Here is a 24934-nt window from a genome sequence, read left to right as displayed (position 1 = left end):
CGATCAGCGATCAGTCAATCGGCCAGTCGCCGGTTCAATTGATGCCGCCAACGCACGTACAGTAACGCCGTGCAAAACACCGCCAGGCTCGCCAGCATTTCCAGCACACCAAACCACTGGCGGTTCGGGTCATACGCAGCCAGTGCGCCCTTGATGAAATACAGGTTCACCACAAAGCACATCCACGAATGCCCGCGTGCGCTGCCCATCAGCATGCCTGGCGCAAGTATCAGCAGCGGCACCAGCTCGATCAGCAGGATGACCCACGGGCGCGCCCCATGCAGGTCGGCGACCAACAGGTAGTACACGCACAACAAGCCCACCAGGCCCAAGAACGCCAGCAGGCTTAGCGCGCGTGCCACCTTGACCCGTGGCTCCAGCCACTCCCGTGGCGGCAGGACCTTAGGCTTCCTGGCCACGGCCGTTCTCCAACAGCGTGGCGGTCTTGGCCAGGCGCAGGCCCAAGGCCCGGCACAAGGTGATTTCATGTTGATCGAGCATACGCTTGCCGTCTGGCCCGGAATGGTGGCTGGCGCCATACGGCGTGCCGCCGCCCTGGGTGTCGAGCAGCGCCTGCTCGCTGTAGGGCAGGCCGGTGATCAGCATGCCGTGGTGCAGCAGCGGCAGCAGCATCGACATCAGCGTGGTTTCCTGGCCGCCATGCAGGCTGGCGGTGGAGGTGAACACGCCGGCCGGCTTGCCGACCAGAGCGCCGGTGAGCCACAGGTTGCTGGTGCCATCGAGGAAGTACTTGAGCGGCGCGGCCATGTTGCCGAACCGGGTCGGGCTTCCCAGAGCCAGGCCCGAGCAGTGCTTCAGGTCGTCCAGGCTGGCATACAGCGCGCCCTCGTCGGGAATGCTCGGCGCCACCGCTTCGCACTCGGTGGAAATCGCCGGCACGGTGCGCAACCGCGCTTCCATGCCGCCTTGCTCGATACCGCGGGCAATCTGTCGGGCCATCTCGCTCACCGAGCCGCTGCGGCTGTAATACAACACCAGCACATAGGGCGTAGTCACGGCAGGATCTCCAGCACGTTCTCGGGCGGGCGGCCAATGATGGCTTTGTCGGCGGTTTCCAGGATCGGGCGTTCCATCAGCTTGGGATGGGCTGCGATGGCGGCGATCAGTTGGGTGTCGCTGAGGCTGGCGTCGGCCAGGTTCAGGGTTTTGTATTCGTCTTCGCCGGTGCGCAGCAGTTGGCGTGCGCTGATCCCCAGTTTTTTCAGCAGGGCCTCGATTTGCGCGGCATCCAGCGGGGTTTCCAGGTAGCGCACGACGGTCGGGGTGAGGCCGTGGGCTTCCAGCAGTTCCAGCGCACCGCGGGATTTCGAGCAGCGCGGGTTGTGATAAAGCGTCAGATCGGTCATGTGCGGGTCGCATCTTGCGTAAGGTGGCGGGTATTCTACCTGCGCTGGCGCCTGTCCTTAAACCGTAAGAGGCGATAGGCCGCAGCCAACGTTCATTTTTGCGAAGGAATACCCCATGACAAGGCGACTGATCGGTGCATTGGCGATCATCACAACCCTGCTGCTCAGCGGCTGCGGTAACGATTACGGCGTTGACCAATACGGCCAGAAAGTGGCGGCCGAACGCCTGGACAAACAGTGGCTGGTGGTCAACTACTGGGCCGAATGGTGTGGCCCGTGCCGCACGGAAATCCCCGAGCTCAATGCCCTGGCAGAACAGTTGAAAGGCCAGAATGTCGGGGTGTTCGGCGTCAACTTCGACAATGTGCAGGGTGAGGAACTGAAGGCCGCCAGCGACAAGCTGGGGATCAAGTTCACGGTACTGGCCCAGAACCCGGACGGGATCTTCGAGATTCCGCGCAGTGAGGCCTTGCCGGTGACCTTCATCATCGACGACAAGGGCAAGGTGCGTGAGCAGTTGATGGGTGAGCAGACAGCGGAAGGGGTGTTGGCCAAGCTCAAGGCCCTGAAAGGCTAGAACTATGGGAGCTGGCTTGTCTGCGATGGCCATGGGTATCTACACAATTTTGGAGTGACGCTGGACCTGTGGCGAGGGAGCTTGCTCCCGTGACGGCTTGACAGCCGACGCTGATCTAACTGAGGCACGGTGATCCAAATGTGGGAGCTGGCTTGCCTGCGAAGGCGGCCTGCCAGCCGACCGGGATATTGGATTTGACCGAGTACATATCCATTATTTAGGTAACGGCCACCGATGGTTCCGCTCTGACAGCGGCTCACTTTTGAAAAGCCGGAATGCCGGCCCAGACAAAAGTAAGCAAAACGCTCTTGCCCCACCACTCGGCACCTCGCTTAGGCTCGGTGTGCCCGTAATCCGCCAGTGATTTGGGGGGCCGCCGCCACGCGCCATCCATGGCGCGGGGCGGCTAAACCGGCATCCCTGCCGGTTTACCCCCCAAATCCCTGTCGAATTCCGGCCAGCGTGGTTTGACGGGGCGCCTGAGATCAAGATCAAAAGCAGATCAAGATCAAGAGCGACTCGCTTCGCATCGTGGTTACCGTCTGCTGTTACAACCCACAAAGTTGTGTAGATACCTATGCTGCGATGGCATCGCTGCGGTGTACCTGATACGCCGCGTCGTCCGCATCGCAGGCAAGCCAGCTCCCACAGAACCAGAGGACACCGCGTTAATACAGGAGAGTGCGCCTAGGTCAGCCTTCTTCGAGCCACAGGCGGATCGGCTTGCCTTCGGCCGGCCAGAACCGCGTCTGTTCGATCGGCGAGATGTCCCAGCGCTGCACGCCTTGCAGGGCCTGGAAGAAGCGATGCTCTTGCTCCATCAGGGCCTCGGCGCACATTTTTCGGGTGCTGCCGACCGGGCCGAAGCTGAGCTTGTCGCCTTCGACCGTGTACGGCGCAAACCAGTGGTTACAGCCGCCATTGCCATAGGCGCGGCCATCGGCGCCCAGGGTGACGGTAAGGTGCGCGTAGTCCATCAACGGCCGCTCACCGATCCATTCCACGACGTAGCTGTGGTCGCGCTCGAGCTTGGCGCCATCGGCGGCGCAGCCTGCCAGGCCCAGGCCGATTGCGGCGAGCAGCAGCCGGCCTTTCATTGCGCGGCCTGCTGGCATTTCGGGCAACGGTGCTTATCGCCTTCGCTGGCCCAGCCCAGTTCTTTGATACGCGCGTTGGCGGCCGGTTGCAGCGGTGCCTTGGTCAGCTTGGTTTCTACCGCGAATTCAAACTCCAGCACGGCGTCGCAGCTGTCGCAATTGACCTTCCAGGTGTGGATCTCGAGTTCGCCGAACTTCGGCCCTTGGGCCATGGCGACCCACTGGCCCGCCGGGCGGATGGAGTAGCGTGCGTCACCTTCGACGGTGAGTCGCATCGACAGGGTTTTACTGCCGCGCAGGCTGACGATCAGGACGTCGCCATGTTTGATCGAACCACCGTTGCCGGTGACCTGGTAACGGCCCGGCACCAGGGCACGGCATTCGATCAGGGTGTGTTGCGGGCTCAGCAAGCTGAAGCGGAAATCGTGTTCGGCCATGGATCCTCCAAATAGGCGCGGCATCCTATCACGGGTGCCGGCCTATCATGAGCCTGGTATGTGACCGCTGATCATCCCTCGACCAGGTTCTGGGCGCGGCCATCGGCCCACGCGGCAATGTTGGCCAGCGTGGTGCCGGCAATCGCCGCCAGGGCCTCACGGGTGAGGAAGGCCTGGTGCGCGGTGATGATCACGTTGGGGAAGGTCAGCAGGCGGGCGAGCACGTCATCCTGCAGGGGCAGGTCCGAGCGGTCCTCGAAAAACAATTGGGCTTCTTCTTCGTAGACGTCCAACCCCAGATAGCCCAACTGGCCCAGCTTGAGCGCTTCGATCAGTGCCGGCGTATCGACCAGGCCACCACGCCCGGTGTTGATCAGCATCGCACCGGTTTGCATCTGCGCGAGCGAGCGGGCATTGATCAGGTGTTTGCTGTCGGCGGTCAGCGGGCAGTGCAGGCTGATGATTTGTGCCTCGGCCAACAGTTCAGGCAGGCTCACGTAGCGGGCCCCGAGGTCCTGCACCTGTGGGTTGGGGAAGGGGTCGTAGGCCAGCAACTGGCAGCCGAAGCCGGTCATGATCTTGGCGAAGGTCGCGCCGATCTGACCGGTGCCGACCACGCCGACCGTTTTGCCGACCAGATCAAAGCCGGTCAGCCCGTGCAGGCTGAAATCACCGTCGCGGGTACGGTTGTAGGCACGGTGCAGGCGACGGTTGAGGGCCAGGATCAGGGCGACGGCGTGCTCGGCCACCGCGTGGGGCGAATAGGCGGGCACGCGCACGATGGTCAGGCCCAGGCCCTGGGCGGCGGGTAAGTCGACATGATTGTAGCCCGCCGAGCGCAGGGCAATCAGGCGTGTGCCGCCCTTGGCCAGTTGCTCCAGCACGGGGGCGCTGAGGTCGTCGTTGATAAAGGCGCAGACCACCTCGTGGTGTTCGGCCAGGGCCACGGTCTCGAGGTTGAGGCGGGCGGGTTGGAATTGCAGTTCCAGACCAGCCGGCAGCGGTTCGCCGAGGAAACTCTCGCGGTCGTAGGTTTGACTGCTGAAGAGAATGACGCGCATTAAAAAGGCTCCCTGCAATGACAGAATAGATGCGTACCTGTAGGAGCGAGCTTGCTCGCGAAAAACGTCAACGATAACGCGTTCATTCTGGTTTAACGCGGTGTTCTCTGGTTTTTCGCGAGCAAGCTCGCTCCTACAGTCGGACGGTCAGGCACTCACTCTGGCTTCACTGGCCAGCCGTGCAATCGCCATGTCCAGTTCGTCCAGCGCGGCCGTGGCCTTGGCGTCATCCTGCTTGAGCAGGGTTTCGGCGCGTTGGCAGGCTGCTCGTAATTGCGGAACACCACAGTAGCGGGTGGCGCCGTGCAAACGGTGCACACGCTCGATCAAGGCGTGGTTGTCATTGGCTTCGCGGGCGTGGGTAATTGCCAGGCGATCAGCCTCCAGGGAGGCCAGTAGCATGGCGAGCATATCAGCGGCCAGGTCGGCCTTGTTGGCGGCCAGGCGCAGGCCTTCTTCGTGATCGAGTACCAAGAGTTGCACGCCCTGGGCCGCGCCTTCGTGGGTACGCTCCGGGCCTTGGTTACGCAGCGCCAGGCCGGTCCATTTCAATACCACCTGGGCCAATTGCCGCTCGCTGATGGGTTTGGTCAGGTAGTCGTCCATACCGCTTTGCAGCAGGGCGCGTTTTTCGTTGGCCATGGCGTGAGCCGTGAGGGCTACCACCGGCAGCGGTGTGCCGTGGCGTTCGCTTTCCCACTGGCGGATCGCCTCGGTGCTCTGGCGGCCATCCATGCCGGGCATTTGCACGTCCATCAGCACCAAATCGAACGTTTCCTGCTTCACGGCGTCGACCGCCGCGTAACCGCTTTCCACCGCCTGCACCTTGGCGCCCATGTCTTCCAACAGGGTTTGCACCAGCAACAGGTTGGCCGGGTTGTCGTCCACGCACAGCACCCGTGGCGCACGGCTGGACAACGGCTCACCGGGTTCGCTGCGCGAAGGGCGCGGGCTGATCAGGTCGGCCAGGGAGCGGCGCAACTTGCGCGTACAGGCGGGCTTGGCCTGCAGTTGGCTGTTGGGGTTGGGCACCGATTGGTTGAACAGCATCTGCTCTGTGGTCGGGCACAGCACCAGCACCTTGCAGCCCAGGTGTTCCAGGTCCCACAGGTGTTGATTGAGGCGTTCGGGCGGAATGTCGTTGGCGGTGACGCCGAGCACCGCCAGGCTGATGGCCTGTTCGGTCTGGTGGGCACTGGTGATGCCGTTGGTCAGGCTTTCCAGGGTATTGAACGGCGTGACTTCCAGGCCGCAGTCTTCCAATTGATGTTGCAGGGCCTGGCGCGCCAGTTCGTGGTTTTCCAGCACGGCCACACGACGCCCCAATAGCGGCGCGGCGGGCAGGTCTTCGACGTCGTCACGGGTTTTGGGCAGGTTCAGGCTGATCCAGAATTCCGAACCTTCACCCGGCGTGCTGTCGACGCCGATTTCGCCGCCCATCTGCTCGATCAACCGCTTGGAAATCACCAGGCCCAAACCGGTACCGCCGGGCTGGCGCGACAGCGAATTGTCGGCCTGGCTGAATGCCTGGAACAGGGCGCGCACATCCTGGTTGGACAGGCCAATGCCGGTGTCTTGTGTCTTGCACGCTGATGCGCAATTGCACGCTGTCTTCCTGCTCGTCCTCGATCATTGCCCGGGCCACAATGGTGCCTTCGCGGGTGAACTTGATCGCATTGCTGATCAGGTTGGTCAGGATCTGCTTGAGCCGCAGCGGGTCGCCCACCAACGCCAGGGGCGTGTCGCGGTACACCAGGCTTACCAGTTCGAGCTGCTTGGCATGCGCGGCGGGGGCGAGGATGGTCAAGGTGTCTTGCAGCAAGTCGCGCAGGTTGAAAGGCACGCTGTCGAGCACCAGTTTTCCGGCTTCAATCTTCGAGAAATCGAGGATTTCGTTGATGATGCCCAGCAGGTTATCCGCAGATTTTTCGATAGTGCCCAGGTAATCCAGCTGGCGCGGTGATAATTCGCTTTTTTGCAGCAAGTGAGTAAAACCGAGGATGCCGTTGAGCGGTGTGCGGATCTCATGGCTCATGTTGGCCAGGAACTCCGACTTGATACGGCTGGCTTCCAGGGCTTCCTTGCGTGCCAGGTCCAGCTCGATGTTCTGGATCTCGATGGTTTCCAGGTTCTGGCGCACGTCTTCGGTGGCCTGGTCGATGCTGTGTTGCAGCTCTTCCTGGGCATTTTGCAGGGTTTCGGCCATGCGGTTGATGCCAGACGCGAGTTGGTCCAATTCCTGGCTGCCCAAGGGTGGCAAGCGTGTTTCCAGGTTGCCGTCCTTGAGCTGCGCCACCGCTTGCTTGATCTGGCCAATCGGCGAATTGATGGTACGGCTGATACGCAGGGCGAGGGCGGCGGTGCACATCAGGCCGATGGCGATCAGCAGAAGGCTGGCGAACAGGCTGCGATAGCCGCGCAACAGCATGCCATTGTGGGACAGCTCGACTTCCACCCAACCCAGCAGGCGGTCGGCCTCATCGGGAATCAATTCGCCCGCCAGGTTGCGATGGCGGCCAAACACCGGCAGTAGATAGCGGGTGGCGTCGTTGCCGGAACGCTGTAACAGTTGCGAGCTGTTGCCGGTGGGTGGCTGGTTGAGCATGGTCGGGCCGGCGTGGGCCAGGGACGCGCGGTCTGGCGCCAGGAACGACACGGCGCGCACATCCGGCTGTTCCAGGGACTGGGTGGCGATACGCTCCAGCAGGTCGGTGTCCTTGTGGCCCATGGCTGGGGCCACCAGCGGTGCCAATTGCTCGGCGATCATTTCGCCGCGTTGCAGTAGCTGGGTCTGCAATTCCGAGAGTTGCATCCAGGTGAAATAGCCGCCCAACAACAGCGCCATCAGGCTGGTCGGTAATAAGGTCAGCAACAGTACGCGGCCTTTTATCCCCATTCTTCTAAGCACGCCACTCTCCTGCTACCACGTTGTTATCAATCATCCACGCCGGCATCCGGCCAGCGCCACCTGCGCAGTGTAGCCATTTGCGCGGCCTGGAATCTTGCAAATTAATGACATGCGGCAATCTTCGGGCCATTCGGCGCCGGGTGGCGATTGCCTGTGAACGTTTAATCTTGAATAATCAGTGATTGAGAATGACTTGCAGACGCTAATGACTCCCGCAGCAGTTGGCCTACCCAGTATCCTGACCATCGAAGATGACCCTGTGTTGGGTGCCTACGTGCACGAGCAACTCGGCCGCAGTGGTTTCCAGGTGACCTGGTGCCAGAACGGCCAGCAGGGCCTGCAACTGGCCCGCGCCCAGGCCTTCGACCTGGTGCTGATGGATATTCTGCTGCCGGGGCTGGACGGTTTGTCGATCCTCACTCATTTGCGCCAGAGCCACGCCATGCCCGTGATCCTGATGTCAGCCCTGGGCGCTGAAGCCGACCGTATCAGCGGTTTTCGCCTGGGCGCGGACGACTATTTGCCCAAGCCGTTCAGCATGGTTGAACTGTGCGTGCGTATTGAAGCGATCCTGCGCCGCGTTGCCCTGGATCGCCGGCCCGAGCCGACGCGCGCCCCGGCACTTGAAGATGCCCGGGTGCTGCACTTTGATGATGAACGCTGCGATGTGTCCTGCCAGGACCAGTGGGCCGCGCTCACGCGCAGCGAATACCGCCTGCTGGAAACCCTGCAGCGCAACGCCGAAGAAGTCCTCAGCAAAGCCTTCCTGTATCAGCAGGTGTTGCAGCGCGGTTATGCGCCCCATGACCGCAGCCTCGACATGCATGTCAGCCAGATCCGCCGCAAGCTCAAGGCCATCGGTTACATCGAGCGTGAAGTACGCACCGTATGGGGCAAGGGCTACGTGCTGAGCGGTCACGATGAAGGGCTTTGAGCGACTGCCCGGCAAGCACTCGTTGTTCTGGAAGCTGGCCTGCCTGTTGATCGCCTTCTGTTTGCTGATGATTTGGCTCAGTTGGTCGTGGGGCCGTTACATGGAACAGCAGAGCGCTTACCTGTCCGACAAGTCGCGGGAGATTCTCAATGGCTATGCCGCGGGTGCCGAACTGGCGTGGAGCACGCAAGGCAGCGCGGGCGTAGATGCCTGGCTGCAGCGGATGGCCGAGCGCGAAAGCACTTGGGTAGGGGTGATCGGTAACGACCTGCAGTCCCTGGGCAGCACGCCCTTGAGTGACAAGGAAAGCCAGCGCCTGACGTTTTTGCGTGGATTGGATTGGCCGGTCAGCCGGCATGTCATTGGTTTGCCCTGGATGAAAGTACCGTTTCCGGTCGACCCTGGCGCGGGGGCGCTGGTGATCGAGCTGCCGCAGCGCTTTATGCCTGGGCGCTATCAACTGTTCTGGCGGGTGGTCACCAATGGTGTGATCCCAGGTCTGTTTACCCTCTTGCTATGCATCGGCCTTTACCGGCTGTTGATCATGCCCCTCAATCAATTGCGCGAGCAGGCCAATGCCTGGCGTGCGGACCAACTCAATACGCGGATGTCCCTGGATGCCACCAGCCGCCAGGATGAACTGGGCGAGCTGGGCCGCGCCTTTGACCATATGTCCGAACGCTTGCAGGGCACGGTGCGTTTGCAGCAGCAGCTGCTGCGCGATATGTCCCATGAACTGCGCACACCCTTGAGCCGCCTGCGGGTAGCCTGCGACAGCGAGCAAGACCTGGCCAAGCTGCGCGAGCGCCTGGGTCGGGAAATCGACGCCATGCAGCGCCTGGTGGAAGACAGCCTGCAACTGGCCTGGCTCGACAGCGAAACAACGCCGTTGCCCCAGGAAGATATTCAGCTCCAGGCCTTGTGGGACATATTGCGCGAGAATGCTTGTTTTGAAAGCGGTTGGTCCGCATCGCGCTTGCCGTGCCTGTTACCCGCGGACAGTTGGGTGCGTGGCAACCTCAATGCACTGGCCCAGGCCTTGGAAAATATCCTGCGCAACGCCATACGCCACTCGCCCCACGACGGCTGCGTGCAACTCGACGGATGTCGGGAGGGGGGCTATTGGCATATCTGGCTGCAGGATCAGGGGGCCGGGATTGCTGAGGATGATCTGGAGCGCATCTTCGCGCCCTTTACCCGCCTGGACGGCTCGCGGCCCGGCGATGGCGGTTTCGGCCTGGGCCTGAGCATTGCCCGCAACGCCGTGCAGCGCCAGGGCGGCCGCTTATGGGCGGAAAATACCGGGCGGGGTCTGCGGGTGCATTTGCGTTTGCTGGCCCGTTAGCGCTCAGCGCCGGCGCAGTTTGCGTTTTTTCCACTGGTGCGCCACCCACCAGCGCCAGTACGCCATGGTCAGGCAATAAGCCAAGGCGCCCAATACCACCCCCAATACCACCGAACCCAGCAGGAATGGCTGCCAAAGAGTGCTCAACTGGCCGCTGATCCATTCCCACGTAAGGTTATCGGGCAAGCTGCGTGGCGGCACATTCATCAGCCAGGCGCCGGTCATATAGGTACAGATGAACACCACCGGCATGGTGATGGGGTTGGTCAACCACACCAGGCTGATGGCGATAGGCATATTGCCGCGCACCGAAATCGCCAGGACCGCGGCAAGCAACATCTGCAATGGAATCGGGATAAACGCCGCAAATAAACCCACCGCCATGGCGCGAGCCACTGAGTGCCGGTTCAGGTGCCAGAGGTTGGGGTCATGCAGCAGCGTGCCAAGAAACTGTAATGACTTGTGTTCCCTGATACTGCTGGGATCGGGCATGTACCGTTTGAATAAGCGCCGGGGCATAAGGGGTCCAGGTCAATTCGAGGGGCAAGTATGCCCGGATTCTATAAACAGAAAATTCAGACTTTGTGACAAAACATCATAGGCGCTGTCGTTCAGCCGGCTAAGACTGAGTGGATCACTGGGAAAGGATGATCCATGAAGACAGGGATGTTGGCGTTGGCGCTGGGGTTGCTGGCGTTGCGTTGGTTACCGGTGTTGCCGCCTGGCGCCGGGTTGTTGGCCATGCTGGTGCTGGCCTTGATGCTGTTGCCTTTTCGGTCCTATCCCGTGGCGTTCTTTCTGGTGGGCTTGAGTTGGGCCTGTCTCAGCGCGCAGCGGGCGCTGGATGATCGGCTGCAGCCGGCCCTGGACGGGCAGACTCGCTGGGTGGAGGGGCGTGTGGTGGGCTTGCCTCAGCAGACGGGTACGGGCGTGCGCTTTGAACTGGCCGACGGCCGGTCGCGCAAGATTCGGCTGCCCAAACGTATCCGCGTGTCCTGGCACGGCGGGCCAGTGGTGAACAGCGGTGAACGCTGGCGTCTGGCGTTGACACTCAAGCGGCCTGCGGGCCTGCTCAATTTCCATGGGGTCGACCATGAAGCCTGGCTGCTGGCCCAGCGTATCGGTGCTACTGCAACGGTAAAAGACGGTGAGCGTCTCGCACCGGCCCGCAATGCCTGGCGCGATGCTGTGCGCCAGCGCCTGATGGCGGTGGATGCCCAAGGCCGCGAGGCGGGCTTGGCGGCGCTGGTATTGGGCGACGGTTCCGGCCTGGCGCCTGAGGATTGGCAGGTGTTGCAGGACACGGGCACGGTGCATCTGCTGGTGATTTCCGGGCAGCACATCGGCTTGCTGGCGGGGTTGATCTACGGCTTGGTCGCGATGCTGGCGCGTTATGGTTGCTGGCCCCGAACCTGGCCGTGGCTGCCGTGGGCGTGCGGTCTGGCATTTGGCGCGGCGTTGGGTTATGGGCTGCTGGCCGGGTTCGGCGTGCCGGTGCAACGGGCCTGCATGATGGTTGGCCTGGTGCTGCTGTGGCGTCTGCGTTTCCGCCATTTGGGCGTGTGGTGGCCGTTGCTGCTGGCACTGAACGGCGTGCTGGTACTGGAGCCCTTGGCCAGCCTGCAGGTAGGGTTCTGGTTGTCGTTTGCGGCGGTCGCGGTGTTGCTGTTGGCGTTCGGCGGGCGCCTGGGGCCCTGGAGCGCCTGGCAGGTGTGGACCCGGCCCCAGTGGCTGATTGCCATTGGTTTGTTTCCGGTGTTGCTGGTGCTGGGGTTGCCGATCAGCCTCAGCGCACCTGTGGCCAATCTCCTTGCCGTGCCTTGGATCAGCCTGGTAGTGCTGCCTTTGGCGCTGCTGGGCACGGCGTTGCTGTGGGTGCCGCTGGCTGGGGAGGGGTTGCTGTGGCTGGCCGGCGGTGCGCTGGACGGATTGTTTAAAGGCCTGGGGCTGCTGGCCGCGCAATTGCCGGCCTGGGTACCCGCCGAGGTACCTTTGGGGTATTGGTTGGTTAGCCTGGCTGGCGCGGTGATTTTGTTGCTGCCCAAGGGGTTGCCGTTCCGGGTGCTGGGCTGGCCCATGCTGTTGATGGCTGTATTTGCGCCCAGGGAGTGGGTGCCCCACGGGCAGTTAGATGTGGTGCAACTGGACGTCGGCCAGGGGCAGGCACTGATCCTGCGCACCCGTCATCATACGTTGCTCTACGATGCCGGGCCGCGCTCGGGGCCTGTCGACCTGGGCGCGCGTGTCGTGTTGCCGTCGTTGAAAAAGCTCGGGGTAGCCCAGTTGGACATGATGCTGCTCAGCCATGCCGATGCCGATCACGCGGGGGGTGCGGCGGCGGTGGCTCGGGGGTTGCCCGTCAAGCGTGTGGTGGGCGGTGAAACCGAAGGTTTGCCAGACTTTCTTGCCACCCAACCCTGTACCAGCGGCGAACGATGGGAATGGGAGGGTGTGTCATTTCAATTGTGGCAGTGGGCTGATGGGCTTGATGGCAATCCGAGGTCTTGTGTGTTGCAGGTTGAGGCCAGTGGGGAGCGCCTGCTGCTCACCGGTGACATTGATCGCGCCGCCGAACAGGCTTTTCTGGCCTCTTCGTTGGCGGTTCAGACCGACTGGCTGCAAGCCCCGCACCATGGCAGCCGCAGTTCGTCATCCTGGCCGTTCCTGCAACGGTTGGCACCCACATCGGTGTTGATTTCCCGCGGGCGCAGCAATACGTTCGGTCATCCCCATCCGCAGGTCCTGGAGCGCTACCACGTGCTGGGCAGCCGGGTTTACGACAGCGCCGAGCAGGGTGCCGTACGCTTGCGTCTGGGGGCGTTTCTGCCACCGATGGTTGCGCGCAGTCAACGCCGTTTTTGGCGCGAACCGTTACCGTAATCGCGTGTTACCAAAGACCCGAGCCGCAACAGGCGGGTGTGTAGCCGACGAACCCCGCTGTCGAACCTATATGATAAAGTGGCGCACTTTTTCGAGGGGGCATTCACTGTGTGGGAATTGGTCAAATCCGGCGGCTGGATGATGTTGCCGATCATTCTGAGTTCCATCGCTGCACTCGGCATCGTTGCCGAACGCCTGTGGACCCTGCGCGCCAGTCGCGTCACCCCTGAGCATCTGCTGGGGCAGGTCTGGGGCTGGATCAAGAACAAGCAGCTCGACAAGCAGAAACTCAAGGAGCTGCGCGCCAATTCGCCGCTGGGTGAAATCCTCGCCGCCGGTCTGGCCAATTCCAAGCATGGTCGCGAGATCATGAAGGAGTGCATTGAAGAGGCGGCCGCCCGGGTCATCCATGAACTGGAACGCTACATCAACGCCCTTGGCACCATCGCCGCCATGGCGCCGTTGCTCGGTTTGCTCGGCACAGTACTCGGCATGATCGATATCTTCAGCTCGTTCACAGGCTCGGGCATGACCACCAACGCAGCGGTCCTGGCCGGGGGGATCTCCAAGGCGTTGATCACCACTGCAGCCGGCCTGATGGTGGGTATCCCTTCGGTCTTCTTCCACCGTTTCCTGCTGCGTCGCATTGATGAACTGGTGGTCGGCATGGAGCAGGAAGCCATCAAGCTGGTGGAGGTGGTGCAGGGCGACCGTGATGTAGACCTGGTCGAGGGCAAAGCGTGAAATTTCGCCGCAAGCAACGGGAAAATGTTGATATCAACCTCGCGTCGTTGATCGATGTGGTGTTCATCCTGCTGCTGTTTTTTGTCGTGACCACTACCTTCACCCGCGAAACCCAGTTGCGTGTCGACCTGCCTGAAGCGGTGAGTGGCTCGCCTGCCGAAGACCAGCAAGTCAAGCAACTGGACATCGCTATCAGCGCCGAAGGGGTGTTTTCGGTGAATAACCAGTTGCTGGAGAAAAATGACCTTGCCAGCCTGATGGAGGCGTTGCAGAAGGAGTCTGGTGGCGACACCCAGTTGCCGCTGTCCATCAGCGCCGATGGCAAAACCCCGCACCAGGCCGTGATCACCGCCATGGACGCTGCCGGCAAGCTCGGTTTCAGCCATTTGCGCATGACCACCGTCGAGGCGGCGAGCCCGCCCTGATGGCCATCTCCGACCGTTTACTCAAGGCATGGTACGAAGGTCATCCAGCACTAATGTTGCTGCGACCGCTGGAATCGCTGTATCGCTGCGTGGTTCAACGTAAGCGTGCGCGCTTCGTGGCGGGCGAGGGCGAGATTTATCAGTCGTCTGTGCCAGTGATCGTGGTGGGCAATATTACAGTGGGAGGCACCGGCAAGACGCCTTTGATCCTGTGGTTGATCGAGCACTGCCGACGCAGCGGCTTGCGCGTAGGAGTGGTCAGTCGAGGCTACGGTGCCAAGCCGCCGCAGTTGCCGTGGCGGGTCGAGGCCGCCCACAGTGCCGAGGTGGCCGGTGATGAACCCTTGCTGATCGTGCAGCGCAGCGGTGTACCGCTGATGATCGATCCTGATCGCAGTCGTGCGGTAAAGGCCCTGCTGGCCTGCGAGCCCCTGGACCTGATCCTCTCCGATGACGGCCTGCAGCACTACCGCCTGGCCCGCGATCTTGAACTGGTGCTGATCGATGCCGCCCGTGGCCTCGGTAACCGCCGGTGCCTGCCTGCCGGGCCGTTGCGCGAACCGGTGGAGCGCCTGCAGAGTGTGGACGGGGTGCTTTATAACGGTGCCGTTACAGACCGTGAAAATGGCTTTGCCTTCCGCCTGCAGCCCACAGCGCTGGTCAACCTGCACAGCGGCGAACGCCAGCCGGTCACCTATTTTCCGCAGGGCCAGCAGGTGCATGCGGTGGCCGGAATAGGCAATCCGCAACGTTTCTTCAATACCCTTGAAACGCTACACTGGCAGGCGATACCCCATGCTTTTGCCGATCACGCGCCCTACAGCGCCGAGGTCTTGAATTTTACCCCGTCATTGCCGCTGGTCATGACCGAAAAGGACGCGGTGAAGTGCCGCGCCTTTGCCCAGCCCGACTGGTGGTACCTTGCGGTGGATGCGGTACCGTCGCCGGCGTTCGTCGCCTGGTTCGACACGCAGCTGATGCGTCTGTTGCCCAACCGTCTTTTGCCTTAAAACGCTTTTTTCCAGGAAACATTCATGGACACCAAACTGCTCGATATCCTCGCTTGCCCGATCTGCAAAGGCCCGCTCAAGCTCAGCGCCGACAAAACCGAGCTGATCAGCAAAGGTGCCGGCCTGGCTTACCCTATCCGTGACGGCATCCCGGTCATGCTCGAAAGCGAAGCCCGCACCCTGACCACCGATGAGCGCCTGGATAAATGACCACCGCCTTTACCGTTGTCATTCCCTCGCGCTATGCCTCGACCCGCCTGCCGGGCAAGCCGCTGCAAATGATCGGCACCAAGCCGATGATCCAGCTGGTGTGGGAGCAAGCGTGCAAGAGCAGCGCCGAGCGCGTGGTGGTGGCCACCGATGACCCGCGTATCATCGAGGCGTGCAAAGGTTTTGGAGCCGAAGCGGTCCTGACCCGCGAAGACCATAACTCCGGCACTGATCGCCTGGCCGAAGTCGCCACTCAGTTGGGTCTGGCACCCGACGCGATCGTAGTGAACGTGCAGGGTGACGAGCCATTGATACCGCCGGGTGTCATCGATCAGGTCGCTGCCAACCTCGCGGCCCATGGCGAGGCGCGTATGGCGACCCTGGCCGAACCGATCGAAGACATCGAGACGCTGTTCAACCCGAACGTGGTGAAAGTGGTCAGCGACATCAACGGCCTGGCACTGACGTTCAGTCGCTCCACCTTGCCGTGGGCGCGGGATGCCTTTGCCAAGAATCGCGACGTGTTGCCGGAGGGCGTGCCATATCGCCGCCATATCGGCATCTATGCCTACCGCGCCGGTTTCCTGCACGACTTCGTCAGTTGGGGCCCTTGCTGGCTCGAGAATACCGAGTCCCTGGAACAACTGCGTGCCCTCTGGCACGGGGTGCGTATCCACGTGGGCGATGCGTTGGAAGCACCGCCAGCGGGTGTCGATACCCAGGAAGACCTCGAACGCGTCCGTCGCCTGCTGGGCGCCTGATGGAAGTTCTGTTTGTATGCCTGGGCAATATCTGCCGCTCGCCAACCGCTGAAGGCATCTTGCGCCATAAGTTGCGTGAAGCAGGCTTGGCTGGCCAGGTTGAGGTGGCGTCTGCTGGCACCGGAGAATGGCATATCGGCAACCCGCCGGACCAGCGCAGCCAGCGTGCGGCGCTGGCGCGCGGCTATGACTTGTCGGGCCAGCGTGCCCAGCAGGTTTCCCGTGCTGATTTTGCCCGCTATGACCTGATCCTGGCCATGGACAACAGTAACCTGCGCAACCTCAAAGCCATGCAGCCAGGGCAGGGCAAGGCGGAGCTGGATTTGTTCCTGCGTCGCTTTGATGGCGAAGTGGACGAGGTGCCAGACCCTTACTATGAAGGTGAGCAAGGTTTCGAACGGGTCCTTGACCTGATCGAACGCGCCTGTGACTTATTGGTGATCGAATTGAAGGGGCGGTTATGACCTTGCAAGTGCGTGCGCAGGTATCGCTCAAGCCATTCAACAGCTTTGCCATTGATGTGAGCGCGCAATTATTTGCCGAGGCCCACAGTGATGCTGACGTGCGCGAGGCCATCGCCTATGCCGCCGCACATGCGGTGCCGTTGCTGGTGATCGGTGGCGGCAGCAATTTGCTGCTGACCCAGGACGTTCCGGCGCTGGTGTTGCGTATGGCGACCCAAGGCATTCGTGTGCTGAGCGATGATGGCACGCACGTGGTGGTCGAAGCCGAAGCGGGCGAAGCCTGGCATCCGTTTGTGCTGTGGACGCTTGAACACGGCTTCTGCGGCTTGGAAAACCTCAGCCTCATCCCCGGCACTGTCGGTGCCGCGCCGATGCAGAACATCGGCGCCTATGGTGTAGAGATCAAGGATGTCTTCGCCGGCCTCACTGCCCTGGATCGCCAGACGGGCGAGCTGCGGGAATTCAGTCTCGACGAATGCAAGTTCGCCTACCGTGACAGCCTGTTCAAGCACGAAGTCGGGCGTTGGCTGATCCTGCGGGTACGCTTTTCCCTCAGCCGTGCCACTCACCTGAAACTCGACTACGGCCCGGTGCAACAGCGTCTGGTTGCGCAGGGCATCACCCACGCCACGCCAAGCGATGTGAGCCGCGCGATCTGCAGCATTCGCCGCGAGAAACTGCCAGACCCGGCAGAGCTGGGCAATGCGGGCAGCTTCTTCAAGAACCCACTGGTGTCCCAGGCCCTGGCGATTGAACTGCAAAGCCAGTATCCGGACCTGGTGGCCTACCCTCAGGCAGACGGCCAAATGAAACTCGCCGCCGGCTGGCTGATCGACAAGGCCGGTTGGAAGGGGTTCCGGGAGGGCGATGCGGGCGTGCACAAGATGCAAGCGCTGGTACTGGTCAACTACGGCACCGCCACCGGGCAAGAGATTGCCCAGCTTGCGCTACGCATCCAGCAAGATATCTTCAAGCGCTTCAAGGTCGAGCTGGAAATGGAACCCAATCAGTACTGAGCTTTATCTGCTCTGAAAATGAAAATGCCCCGTATCTCGCGATACGGGGCATTTTTATTGCTGCGATTGATCAGTCATCGCGGCTCATGATGCCGAAGATCTGCAACAGGCTGATGAACAGGTTGTAGATCGATACATAAAGGCTGATGGTCGCCATGATGTAGTTACGCTCACCGCCGTGGATGATGGCGCTGGTCTGGAACAGGATGCACACCGAGGAAAACAGCACAAAACCCGCGCTGATCGCCAGTTGCAGGCCGCTGATCTGGAAGAACATGCTGGCCACCACCGCCGCCAGCAGTACGAAGAAACCTGCGGTGATGAAGCCACCCAGGAAGCTCATGTCCTTACGGCTGATCAGCACGTAGGCCGACAGACCACCAAACACCAGGGCCGTCATGGCAAACGCCGAACTGACCACTTCCGCGCCGCCGGCCATGCCCAGGTAGCGGTTGAGGATCGGGCCGAGGATAAAACCCATGAAACCGGTCAAGGCAAACGCCGACACCAGGCCCCAGGCCGAGTCACGCAGCTTGTTGGTCAGGAAGAACAGACCATAGAAGCCGATCAACACGACAAAGATATTCGGGTAGCCGACGCGCATCTGCTGGGCCACGTAAGCCATCACGCCGCTGAATGCGAGGGTAAGGGCGAGCAAGCCGTAGGTGTTGCGCAACACGCGGCTGACTTCAAGCTGCTCAGCCTGCGCGTTGCCATTCACTGCGTAATTCTGTTCGCGCATGGCGACACTCCTTCAGTTTTGAAACGTTCAGTCGCAAAGATCATAACAGACGCCTTGTAACAAGCGATGCAGAGAGTTTGACAGTGTGTTTCATTCGGGTATTATGGCGCCCGCTGACACGGGATGGGCTACTATAATCCCGTGATGCACAAGGGAAATTGGCAGAGTGGTTGAATGCACCGGTCTTGAAAACCGGCGGACGTTAATAGCGTCTCCAGGGTTCGAATCCCTGGTTTCCCGCCAAGATTTACACAAAAGCCTCGCGAAAGCGGGGCTTTTGCGTTTCTTGGGTTTGGGTGTGCTGATAATCAAACAAATGCTGTTTGTCGCATTCATACCTTTCAAAGACGAACCACCATTCGTCTAACATCCGGCACTCTCCATCCGTTGCTTCCTCTCAATCTTAAGCACGGATATCCCGAGCGATACACGGAGAGCCAGCATGGAAATCAACGAGAAAGCCCCAGGCAACATTTCCCAGCAAGCGGTTACTCGTAACACCGATAATGAGACGGGACATGACCCGAGGCGCGATGAGGACGATATCCCGCTACCCCCGGATGACGAGGCCCCGATCGAGGAGGACATGTCGGATGTAGACGCGGCGGACTCCGTAGCAAGTGAGCACCCCGCTACCTGAAGACCTCCCGATCAATGAAACCCGGCCCAGCGCCGGGTTTTTATTGCGGTTTTCGGCGCATTTAATTAACCGTAATCCTTAAGTATTGGCATCGCATAATTGTGAATGGCTTCACGATGCCTCTATGATCAGCACGCACTGTATTGGATCGCTGAGCCTCAACCCTTTGAAGGACATGAGCATGGACAAGCATTTCGGTAATTCGGGCCTTTTCAAGAACCCTTCGTATCAAGGCAACGACGCTCACGACGGCTGCAGCACTGCCGACTGGGAGCTGAAAAACAGTGCGCTGAATACGAAGGAGTTTTTGATATGTCCAAAGAATTACTCGGAGTTTTTGCTCTAGGGTTGATGGTGGTCGGTGAGTTTTGTGCAATCTACAGTGAGGTGGTGACCGCCAAGTTGGCCCAGGCCGGCAGTGGTTCCTGGGAGGTCTTTGTACTTCCCGTGGTCTTGATGTGTTTTGCCGGGCTTTGCCTGCTGGGCGCCTATTGGCTGGGGTTTGTGGTTGTCGGTGATATCTGGATTGTCACGGTAGTCTCGGTCACTTCGTTATTGCTTCTGGAGCCTGTGGTGGTCTGGGCGCTGTTTCATGAAGCTCCAGGGCGGGGCGCGTTGATCGGGTTCTGCCTGGGCGCCTTGGGGATGCTTGCGACGGTAGTGCTCTAGCACGCCGGGGAATCAAGTGTCGGGTCAGATCAGCGTCTGTAGTCCGATGCTGATCTGACCCGCACCGCTGCACTTTTTTCCATTCTGCTGATCTACCCTGTCCCAGCCACCCGACTCCCACGGGTGGCCAACAGAATCAGACCCGGTGCCGATGGATCGAACGTCAACTGTTTCCACCTCCCGATGGCCGCTGCTGCTGGCTGCGATATTAACGCTGTGTGCCGCAGGTTGCAGCCAACAACAGGGCCGCGATATCGCCAGGCAGTTCAGCGATGGCAAGCCCGATGAATTCTTCCAGACCAGCGTCGACCGCATGGCCACCCTGGGGATGCGTGACAACCTGCAAAGCCTCTACTTGCTGATGAGCAAGCTCTACCTGCGCAACCCCAACCAGTGGCGTCAATCGGGGTATCCGGATGCAGTGACCGCCGCCCGGCAAATCCGTCAGGCCATCGAAAATCGCCGTCCCTTGCCCGCACTGGGAGATCGTAGTGACCTGGCTGCCCTGAGTTATTCCTTGAGCCCTGACTTTCGCGGCGACCGCGTCGGCGCGTTCATCTACGCGATTGGCAGCATGCTCGTGACCGCTCACGGCGGGCGTACGCAGTTTTATGTGACCGACTCGATCAACCCGCAGTTTGTCAGCAATGCCGCGCGCAATATCGAAAAGGCCACCTGGCTGCTCAGTCAGCGTCAGGATGCCAATGGCGTGCTGCTGTTGTTTTCCAACGAGATATCAGAGGAGGGCAGTAACCTCAGTTTTGCCGTTGAGTTCGGCAAGATCGTCGCGCGTTTGGACCTGCTGACCCAAATCCTTGATGAGCGCTACCGGCGCATTGGCCTCAATTACGCACAAAGCCTGTTGCTGATGAATTTCCTGCCGGTGCAGTGAGGCCCATCGCATCGACCAATCGGTGCGGTGTTTCCCTTTCCGCTGTAGGAAGCGGCCTATCTTGCCTCCGGCGGCTTGAAAGGCTTGCCTGCGGGCAATAGCCTCGGATTTTTCTTAAACACGAGGCCCTCCCTTGGGTAAACGAAAAACGGTTTGGCCCACGGATCGCGAAATACGCTTGCGGTTTATCCTCTATGCGGTGATTGACGCCGCGACCGCCCAGGGCGTGTCTGCCGAGTTATTGCTGCCGGCGCATAAGTTATTGCGTGACTCGCCCACGGAAGTCCAGTTGCGCGACACCTTGGGGGAGATTCTCGCCACTGACGAAATGTATGGCTTCCGCTTTCCGCCGGGGTCGGATGCCGATGACCTGATGCGGGCATTGGCAATGCCTGACGACCAAACCTGATTCATCCTGTTTTTAAAACGCCCCTGTCCGTCATCAAGGAGTGACCTGACGGGCATGCCTGCCTTCCCATCACTGTTCGCGTGGTGGGTTTGGCCTGGCACGTTCCCGGATTCCAAGGACCTGCCCACATGCTGCTGCGCCACCCCCCGTTTATTTTTGCCGCCTTGACCCTCAGTTCGCTGGTACAGGCTGAAAGCCTGCAATTGGCGCCGGTTGAAGTCACCACGGCTGAGGCCAGCGCCGCAGAAATCGCCCAGGCACAGCTCAAAAGCGTGCCCGGTGGCACCAATTACATCGATATGGACAGCGTGCAGCAGGGGCGGGTCAGCACCAACGAGGATGTCTTCAAGTACCAGGCCGGTGTGTACGCCAAGGCGGCCAATAACGAAGGGGTGAAGGTGTCCATTCGTGGCTCGGGCCTGAACCGCGCCCCCGGTGCCCATGCCTCCGGCCTGTATGAAATGTTCGACGGCCTGCCGCTTACCGGCCCAGGCGGCACGCCCTATGAGCTCAAGGACCCGCTGTGGCAAAGCCGGGTAGAGGTGCTGCGTGGCGCCAACGGGTTCGATCAGGGTGCATTGGCCTTGGGCGGTGCGGTCAACTACGTCACCCGCACCGGCTTGGACGCGCCCAAGCTACAGGTACGCTATGAGGTCGGCAGTCGCGGCTATGCCCAACGTGAAGTCAGTTCCGGGCAAGTGCTGGGGGACGCCGACTATTACATCAGCCTCACCGATTCGGAGTCCGACGGTTATCAGCACCAAAGCGCCGGCAGCGGCAAGGGCATCGCCGCGAACTTCGGCTACCGCTTTAGCCCGGACCTGGAAACGCGCTTCTACTTGCGTTACCGCGAAACCACCAACGATTCACCCGGCAGGCTCACGCGTGACCAGATCAGCCATGATCCGCGTGCCGCCAACAGCCTCAATGCCGCCCGCGATTCAAAGCGCCTGCAACCGGGCTCTACCTGGATTGCCAACAAGACCACCTTGCGGTTGGACGATAATGCGCGGGTCGAGGTCGGGCTGGCCTATCACGATTACCCCATGGACCTGCGCGAAGGCACCAACCGCCTCAAAGTTGCCTACACCGATATCAGCGGCACCCTGAATTACATCCGGCAGGACAGCCTGTTCGGCCATGCCAGCACCACCACTCTCGGCCTGCGTACTACCCAGGCGATGCCGAACAATGGCGCGTCGGAATACGTGCGCATCCCTGCGGGCAATACTGCCATTTATGCCCCCGGCACCAAGACCCGCGACTACAGCTACCTGGGCTCCGATACCGTGCTGCATGTAGGCAACGAGCTGGAACTGGTGGAGGATCTGTGGCTGACCACCGGCCTTGCCGCCATCTATACGCGCCGCGAAACCCAGGTCACTTACCCCGACGGCCAGGCGCCGCTCAGTCAGCATGATTGGGACTACGCGCCGCGCATTGGCCTGCGTTACGACTTCACCCCGCAGCTGCAGATTTACGGCAACCTGAGCCGCTCGGTAGAGCCACCGCACGCGTGGTCGATGATCTGGGGCTCGAACAAATACTTTGGCCCGGGCAGTGGGGCAGCCACGGGGTTGCAGCGCGAAGGCGTGAAGCTGCGTAATCAGACCGCCACCACCCTGGAAGTCGGCGGGCGCGGTGAAGCCTGGCTCGGCCAATGGGACCTGGCGCTCTATCGCTCGGAAGTTCGCCACGAGCTGCTTTCTGTAGAGACCCAGGCCCAGACTGCCACCAGCAACGCCATCATCGCCGAATCCAACGCCAGCCCCACCGTGCACCAGGGCGTGGAACTGAGCCTGCTCAGCCCGCTGTGGGACGGCGGCGGCAGCGGTAAGCTCGAGCTGCGCCAGGCCTACACCTTCAGCGACTTCCACTACCGCGACGACGAGCGTTTCGGCGACAACACCTTGCCCGGCATTCCCAAGCACTACTACCAGGCGCAACTGCGCTACAGCCACCCGACGGGTTTCTACACCAGCCTCAATACCGAACATGCATCACGGGTAGCGGTGGACTACGCCAATTCCTACTACGCGGCGGCCTACACCACCCTCGGCGCCACCTTCGGCTACGACGCGCCCAAGCAGGACTGGCAAGCCTGGGTCGACCTGCGCAACCTCACCAACCGCCGTTACGCCAACACCGTCACGCCGGGCTACGACGACAAAGGCATGGACGCTGCACGCTCCACCCCCGCTGATGGGCGTGGTATCTACACCGGCGTTTCCTGGAGCTGGCGTTAAATCAACCTTCGTGTTGGCGCAGGCGCTTGTACAGGGTGTTGCGACTCACCCCCAGCTCTCGCGCCAGGTGGGAAATATTCCCGCCCACGGCTTCCAGGCGCTGGCTCAGGTCGAGACTTTCATCCAGGTGTTCAGGTTTAGACAGCGGCACTGTCGCCTGCAAATCCACAAAAAAATCATCGGGCAGGTGCTCTGCGCGGATCGGCTGCTCCTCGGCCATCGCCAGCGCCACCTGCAACACGCTGCTCACCTGGCGTAAATTCCCCGGCCACGGGTGTTGCTCGAATAGCCTTAGCACCTCGGCGCTCAGCCCGGCCCATTGCGTCGGCTCGCGGTGTTGCTGCCACAGTTGCTGGAACAGCGCCTGCTTGTCGGTACGCTCGCGCAACGGCGGCAATTCCAGGGTCAGGCCGCCGATGCGGTAGTACAAGTCCTCGCGAAAGCGCCCGGCCTGCACCAGCTCGCGCAGTGCGCGGTTGGTCGCCGAGATGATGCGCAAGTCCACCGGGAACACCTCGCTACTGCCCACCGGCTGCACACAGCGCTCCTGCAATACCCGTAACAGGCGGGCCTGGGTGGGCAGCGGCATATCGCCGATTTCGTCGAGAAACAGCGTGCCCTTGTCGGCCTTGCGGATCAGACCGATGCTGCCTTTTTGGTTGGCGCCGGTGAAGGCGCCTTTTTCGTAGCCGAACAGTTCCGATTCCACCAGTTCTGCGGGAATCGCCGCACAGTTCACTGCGATTAACGCCTGCCGGCTGCGGGAACTGGCCTGGTGCAGGGCTTTGACGAACACCTCTTTGCCCACGCCGGTCTCGCCGTGAATCAACAACGGAATGTCCTTTTCCAGCAGGCGCTCGGCCTGGCGCACGGCTTTTTCCACGCGCACATCGCCAAAATGCAGGGTTTGGAGGTTGATCGAGGTCGGTGCTGGCGGCTGCGGTTGGCTGAACACCCGGGCCTGCACCGGCATCTGCCTGGGGCGCTTCAATAGGCACTGGAACCGATTGCGTCCCGCCGCTTGCAACGCAAAGGGAAGCCCTTCCGGCTGGTTGAGCAACTCCAGCAGCGACACCTTGAACAGACCGTCGATCATCACCCGCGAGAGGCTGATGCCCAGCAAGTTATCCGCACGCCGATTGGCCGAGAGCACCTGGCCGCTTTCATCAAAGATCAGCAGGCCGGCCCATTGGCTGTCGAGGTTGCTCAGGCCGGTGTTGAAGGTCAGTTGGAAATGTTCGCCGCGAAACAGGTTGAGGATCAGCCGGTTTTCCACGGTCTGGCTCATCATCTTGACCATGCCCAGGGTGTGGGAGGGCGGCAGGTAACTGTCGCTGGACACGTCCAGCACCGCGATGATTTCGCGCTGGGCGTCGAAAATCGGTGCCGCGGAACCGGTCATGAAGCGGTTGGCCTTGAGGAAGTGTTCATCGTGCTCAATATGCACGGCCTGGGCGCAGGCCAGTGCGGTGCCGATGGCGTTGGTGCCACTGGCGCGTTCCATCCAACTGGCGCCGGGGCTGAAGCCACGGGCCAGCGTGGGTTCGATAAACCGCTGGGTGCCCCACGAGGTCAGCACCTGGCCCTGATTGTCGGCCAGCATGATCAGGCAATTGGAATTGCTGAGGATGTTCTCGTAGTAGGGCAATACTTCCTGGTGGGTGGTCTGCACCAGAGAATGCTGGCTTTCCAGGAGCTGGCGAATGCCTTCGGCGGGCAGTTGGTCAAAGCTGGGGGCGCTCTGGTGGTCCAGGCCGTAGGCGCGGCAACGGCGCCAGGATTCCTGGATAAGGGTGTCGTGGGTCAAGGGTTCGGCCATCGTGCGACCTTCTTTATTATTGTTGTCGGGTCTTGCGCCATCTAATGTCGGACATCGAACAATGTGGGAGCGGGCTTGCCCGCGATGGCAGAGGGTCAGGCACAGCATCTACAAACTGATGCACCGCCATCGCGGGCAAGCCCGCTCCCACATTTGATCTTCGTCGCGCATAAAGTGTTGTTCACAACTGTTCATTGTCAACCCCGGCAGTGTTCAGTTGTTCAGCCGGATTGTTCACTCCTGAACATCATGATTCACCCATCTCCTTACACATCAAGCGC

The 24934-nt window shown here is 61.1% G+C and carries 25 protein-coding genes, 1 tRNA gene and 1 pseudogene; 17 read left to right on the top strand and 10 right to left on the bottom strand.

Features of this window, described 5'->3' with window-relative positions; translation table 11 throughout:
* Positions 1-14 precede the first annotated feature (14 nt).
* From BT204_RS06400 to arsC, 3 genes are read right to left on the bottom strand one after another with little or no spacing between them, the layout of a single operon-like run.
* Entirely contained in the window at positions 15-419 is a 405-nt protein-coding gene (locus BT204_RS06400) for a DUF2069 domain-containing protein (protein WP_034127866.1), read from the bottom strand.
* Positions 403-1017 carry an NAD(P)H:quinone oxidoreductase gene (wrbA, locus tag BT204_RS06395; protein ID WP_072446032.1) on the bottom strand — a complete coding sequence of 205 codons (615 nt, stop codon included), beginning with the start codon at positions 1015-1017 and terminating at the stop codon, positions 403-405. The genes BT204_RS06400 and wrbA overlap by 17 nt, the downstream gene beginning before the upstream one ends.
* Positions 1014-1367, bottom strand: coding sequence for an arsenate reductase (glutaredoxin) (gene arsC / locus BT204_RS06390; protein WP_072446030.1), 354 nt, complete (start codon positions 1365-1367; stop codon positions 1014-1016). Before arsC ends, wrbA begins: the two co-directional genes overlap by 4 nt.
* A 115-nt stretch (positions 1368-1482) precedes the next feature.
* Between arsC and BT204_RS06385 the strand changes: the two genes are divergently transcribed.
* Positions 1483-1944: a TlpA disulfide reductase family protein gene (locus BT204_RS06385; protein ID WP_072446028.1), complete on the top strand. Its 462-nt coding sequence runs from the start codon at positions 1483-1485 to the stop codon at positions 1942-1944.
* Positions 1945-2636: 692 nt separating this feature from the next.
* Here the strand turns inward: BT204_RS06385 and BT204_RS06375 are convergent.
* From BT204_RS06375 to BT204_RS06360, 4 genes and pseudogenes are all read right to left on the bottom strand, one after another.
* Positions 2637-3041 (bottom strand): META domain-containing protein, encoded by a 405-nt coding sequence (locus BT204_RS06375; RefSeq protein WP_072446026.1) that lies wholly within the window; start codon positions 3039-3041, stop codon positions 2637-2639.
* On the bottom strand, positions 3038-3478 hold the full coding sequence (locus BT204_RS06370; protein ID WP_003192054.1) for a hypothetical protein: 441 nt from the start codon (positions 3476-3478) through the stop codon (positions 3038-3040). The genes BT204_RS06375 and BT204_RS06370 overlap by 4 nt, the downstream gene beginning before the upstream one ends.
* A gap of 71 nt (positions 3479-3549) precedes the next feature.
* On the bottom strand, positions 3550-4539 hold the full coding sequence (locus BT204_RS06365; RefSeq protein ID WP_072446024.1) for a 2-hydroxyacid dehydrogenase: 990 nt from the start codon (positions 4537-4539) through the stop codon (positions 3550-3552).
* Between the two features lie 147 nt (positions 4540-4686).
* Positions 4687-7447: pseudogene (locus tag BT204_RS06360) on the bottom strand (response regulator).
* A 205-nt stretch (positions 7448-7652) separates the two neighbouring features.
* Between BT204_RS06360 and BT204_RS06355 the strand changes: the two are divergent.
* Together BT204_RS06355 and BT204_RS06350 are read left to right on the top strand one after the other, a co-directional pair.
* A complete protein-coding gene (locus BT204_RS06355) occupies positions 7653-8381 on the top strand; it encodes a response regulator transcription factor (RefSeq protein WP_072446022.1) in 729 nt (242 codons plus the stop codon).
* A complete protein-coding gene (locus tag BT204_RS06350; protein WP_072446020.1) occupies positions 8368-9726 on the top strand; it encodes a sensor histidine kinase in 1359 nt (452 codons plus the stop codon). The genes BT204_RS06355 and BT204_RS06350 overlap by 14 nt, the downstream gene beginning before the upstream one ends.
* Before the next feature lie 3 nt (positions 9727-9729).
* Here the strand turns inward: BT204_RS06350 and BT204_RS06345 are convergent, their stop codons facing one another.
* Entirely contained in the window at positions 9730-10245 is a 516-nt protein-coding gene (locus BT204_RS06345; RefSeq protein ID WP_003192045.1) for a DUF2062 domain-containing protein, read from the bottom strand.
* 135 nt (positions 10246-10380) lie between these two features.
* Between BT204_RS06345 and BT204_RS06340 the strand changes: the two genes are divergently transcribed.
* From BT204_RS06340 to murB, 8 genes are all read left to right on the top strand, one after another.
* Positions 10381-12606 (top strand): DNA internalization-related competence protein ComEC/Rec2, encoded by a 2226-nt coding sequence (locus BT204_RS06340; protein ID WP_239695908.1) that lies wholly within the window; start codon positions 10381-10383, stop codon positions 12604-12606.
* A 108-nt stretch (positions 12607-12714) separates the two neighbouring features.
* Complete coding sequence (locus tag BT204_RS06335; RefSeq protein WP_034128146.1) at positions 12715-13350, top strand: MotA/TolQ/ExbB proton channel family protein; 636 nt, start codon at positions 12715-12717, stop codon at positions 13348-13350.
* Positions 13347-13775, top strand: a complete 429-nt coding sequence (locus BT204_RS06330; protein ID WP_014718877.1) for an ExbD/TolR family protein — start codon at positions 13347-13349, stop codon at positions 13773-13775. Before BT204_RS06335 ends, BT204_RS06330 begins: the two co-directional genes overlap by 4 nt.
* Complete coding sequence (lpxK, locus tag BT204_RS06325; RefSeq protein ID WP_072446017.1) at positions 13775-14785, top strand: tetraacyldisaccharide 4'-kinase; 1011 nt, start codon at positions 13775-13777, stop codon at positions 14783-14785. The genes BT204_RS06330 and lpxK overlap by 1 nt, the downstream gene beginning before the upstream one ends.
* A 24-nt stretch (positions 14786-14809) precedes the next feature.
* The gene (locus BT204_RS06320; RefSeq protein ID WP_003174668.1) at positions 14810-14995 is read left to right on the top strand and encodes a Trm112 family protein; all 186 of its coding nucleotides are present in this window, start codon (positions 14810-14812) and stop codon (positions 14993-14995) included.
* Positions 14992-15756 carry a 3-deoxy-manno-octulosonate cytidylyltransferase gene (gene kdsB, locus BT204_RS06315; protein ID WP_054898278.1) on the top strand — a complete coding sequence of 255 codons (765 nt, stop codon included), beginning with the start codon at positions 14992-14994 and terminating at the stop codon, positions 15754-15756. The genes BT204_RS06320 and kdsB overlap by 4 nt, the downstream gene beginning before the upstream one ends.
* Complete coding sequence (locus BT204_RS06310) at positions 15756-16220, top strand: low molecular weight protein-tyrosine-phosphatase (protein WP_054917236.1); 465 nt, start codon at positions 15756-15758, stop codon at positions 16218-16220. The genes kdsB and BT204_RS06310 overlap by 1 nt, the downstream gene beginning before the upstream one ends.
* Entirely contained in the window at positions 16217-17236 is a 1020-nt protein-coding gene (murB, locus tag BT204_RS06305) for a UDP-N-acetylmuramate dehydrogenase (protein ID WP_060773014.1), read from the top strand. Before BT204_RS06310 ends, murB begins: the two co-directional genes overlap by 4 nt.
* A gap of 70 nt (positions 17237-17306) precedes the next feature.
* Here the strand turns inward: murB and BT204_RS06300 are convergent, their stop codons facing one another.
* A complete protein-coding gene (locus BT204_RS06300) occupies positions 17307-17978 on the bottom strand; it encodes a Bax inhibitor-1/YccA family protein (protein WP_003192030.1) in 672 nt (223 codons plus the stop codon).
* A gap of 152 nt (positions 17979-18130) precedes the next feature.
* On the opposite strand from BT204_RS06300, the gene BT204_RS06295 reads away from it, so the two are divergent.
* From BT204_RS06295 to BT204_RS06265, 6 genes are all read left to right on the top strand, one after another.
* Positions 18131-18221: transfer RNA gene (locus BT204_RS06295), tRNA-Ser, on the top strand.
* Positions 18222-18420: 199 nt separating this feature from the next.
* Positions 18421-18618 carry a hypothetical protein gene (locus BT204_RS28065; protein WP_032900739.1) on the top strand — a complete coding sequence of 66 codons (198 nt, stop codon included), beginning with the start codon at positions 18421-18423 and terminating at the stop codon, positions 18616-18618.
* Between the two features lie 312 nt (positions 18619-18930).
* Complete coding sequence (locus tag BT204_RS06280; RefSeq protein WP_083544052.1) at positions 18931-19287, top strand: hypothetical protein; 357 nt, start codon at positions 18931-18933, stop codon at positions 19285-19287.
* A 151-nt stretch (positions 19288-19438) separates the two neighbouring features.
* Positions 19439-20179: a hypothetical protein gene (locus tag BT204_RS06275; protein WP_057974897.1), complete on the top strand. Its 741-nt coding sequence runs from the start codon at positions 19439-19441 to the stop codon at positions 20177-20179.
* 133 nt (positions 20180-20312) lie between these two features.
* Positions 20313-20588, top strand: a complete 276-nt coding sequence (locus BT204_RS06270) for a hypothetical protein (RefSeq protein ID WP_057974896.1) — start codon at positions 20313-20315, stop codon at positions 20586-20588.
* A gap of 128 nt (positions 20589-20716) precedes the next feature.
* Positions 20717-22834 (top strand): TonB-dependent receptor family protein, encoded by a 2118-nt coding sequence (locus tag BT204_RS06265; RefSeq protein ID WP_057974895.1) that lies wholly within the window; start codon positions 20717-20719, stop codon positions 22832-22834.
* Position 22835: 1 nt separating this feature from the next.
* Here the strand turns inward: BT204_RS06265 and BT204_RS06260 are convergent, their stop codons facing one another.
* Positions 22836-24653, bottom strand: a complete 1818-nt coding sequence (locus tag BT204_RS06260) for a sigma-54-dependent Fis family transcriptional regulator (RefSeq protein ID WP_057974894.1) — start codon at positions 24651-24653, stop codon at positions 22836-22838.
* Positions 24654-24934: the final 281 nt, after the last annotated feature.

Origin of the sequence: Pseudomonas sp. NFPP02, assembly GCF_900119355.1 — a bacterium.
Classification (GTDB): domain Bacteria; phylum Pseudomonadota; class Gammaproteobacteria; order Pseudomonadales; family Pseudomonadaceae; genus Aquipseudomonas; species Aquipseudomonas paracarnis.
The sequence above is the reverse complement of the archived record's forward strand: the minus strand, read 5'-3'. Positions and strand labels throughout refer to the sequence as shown.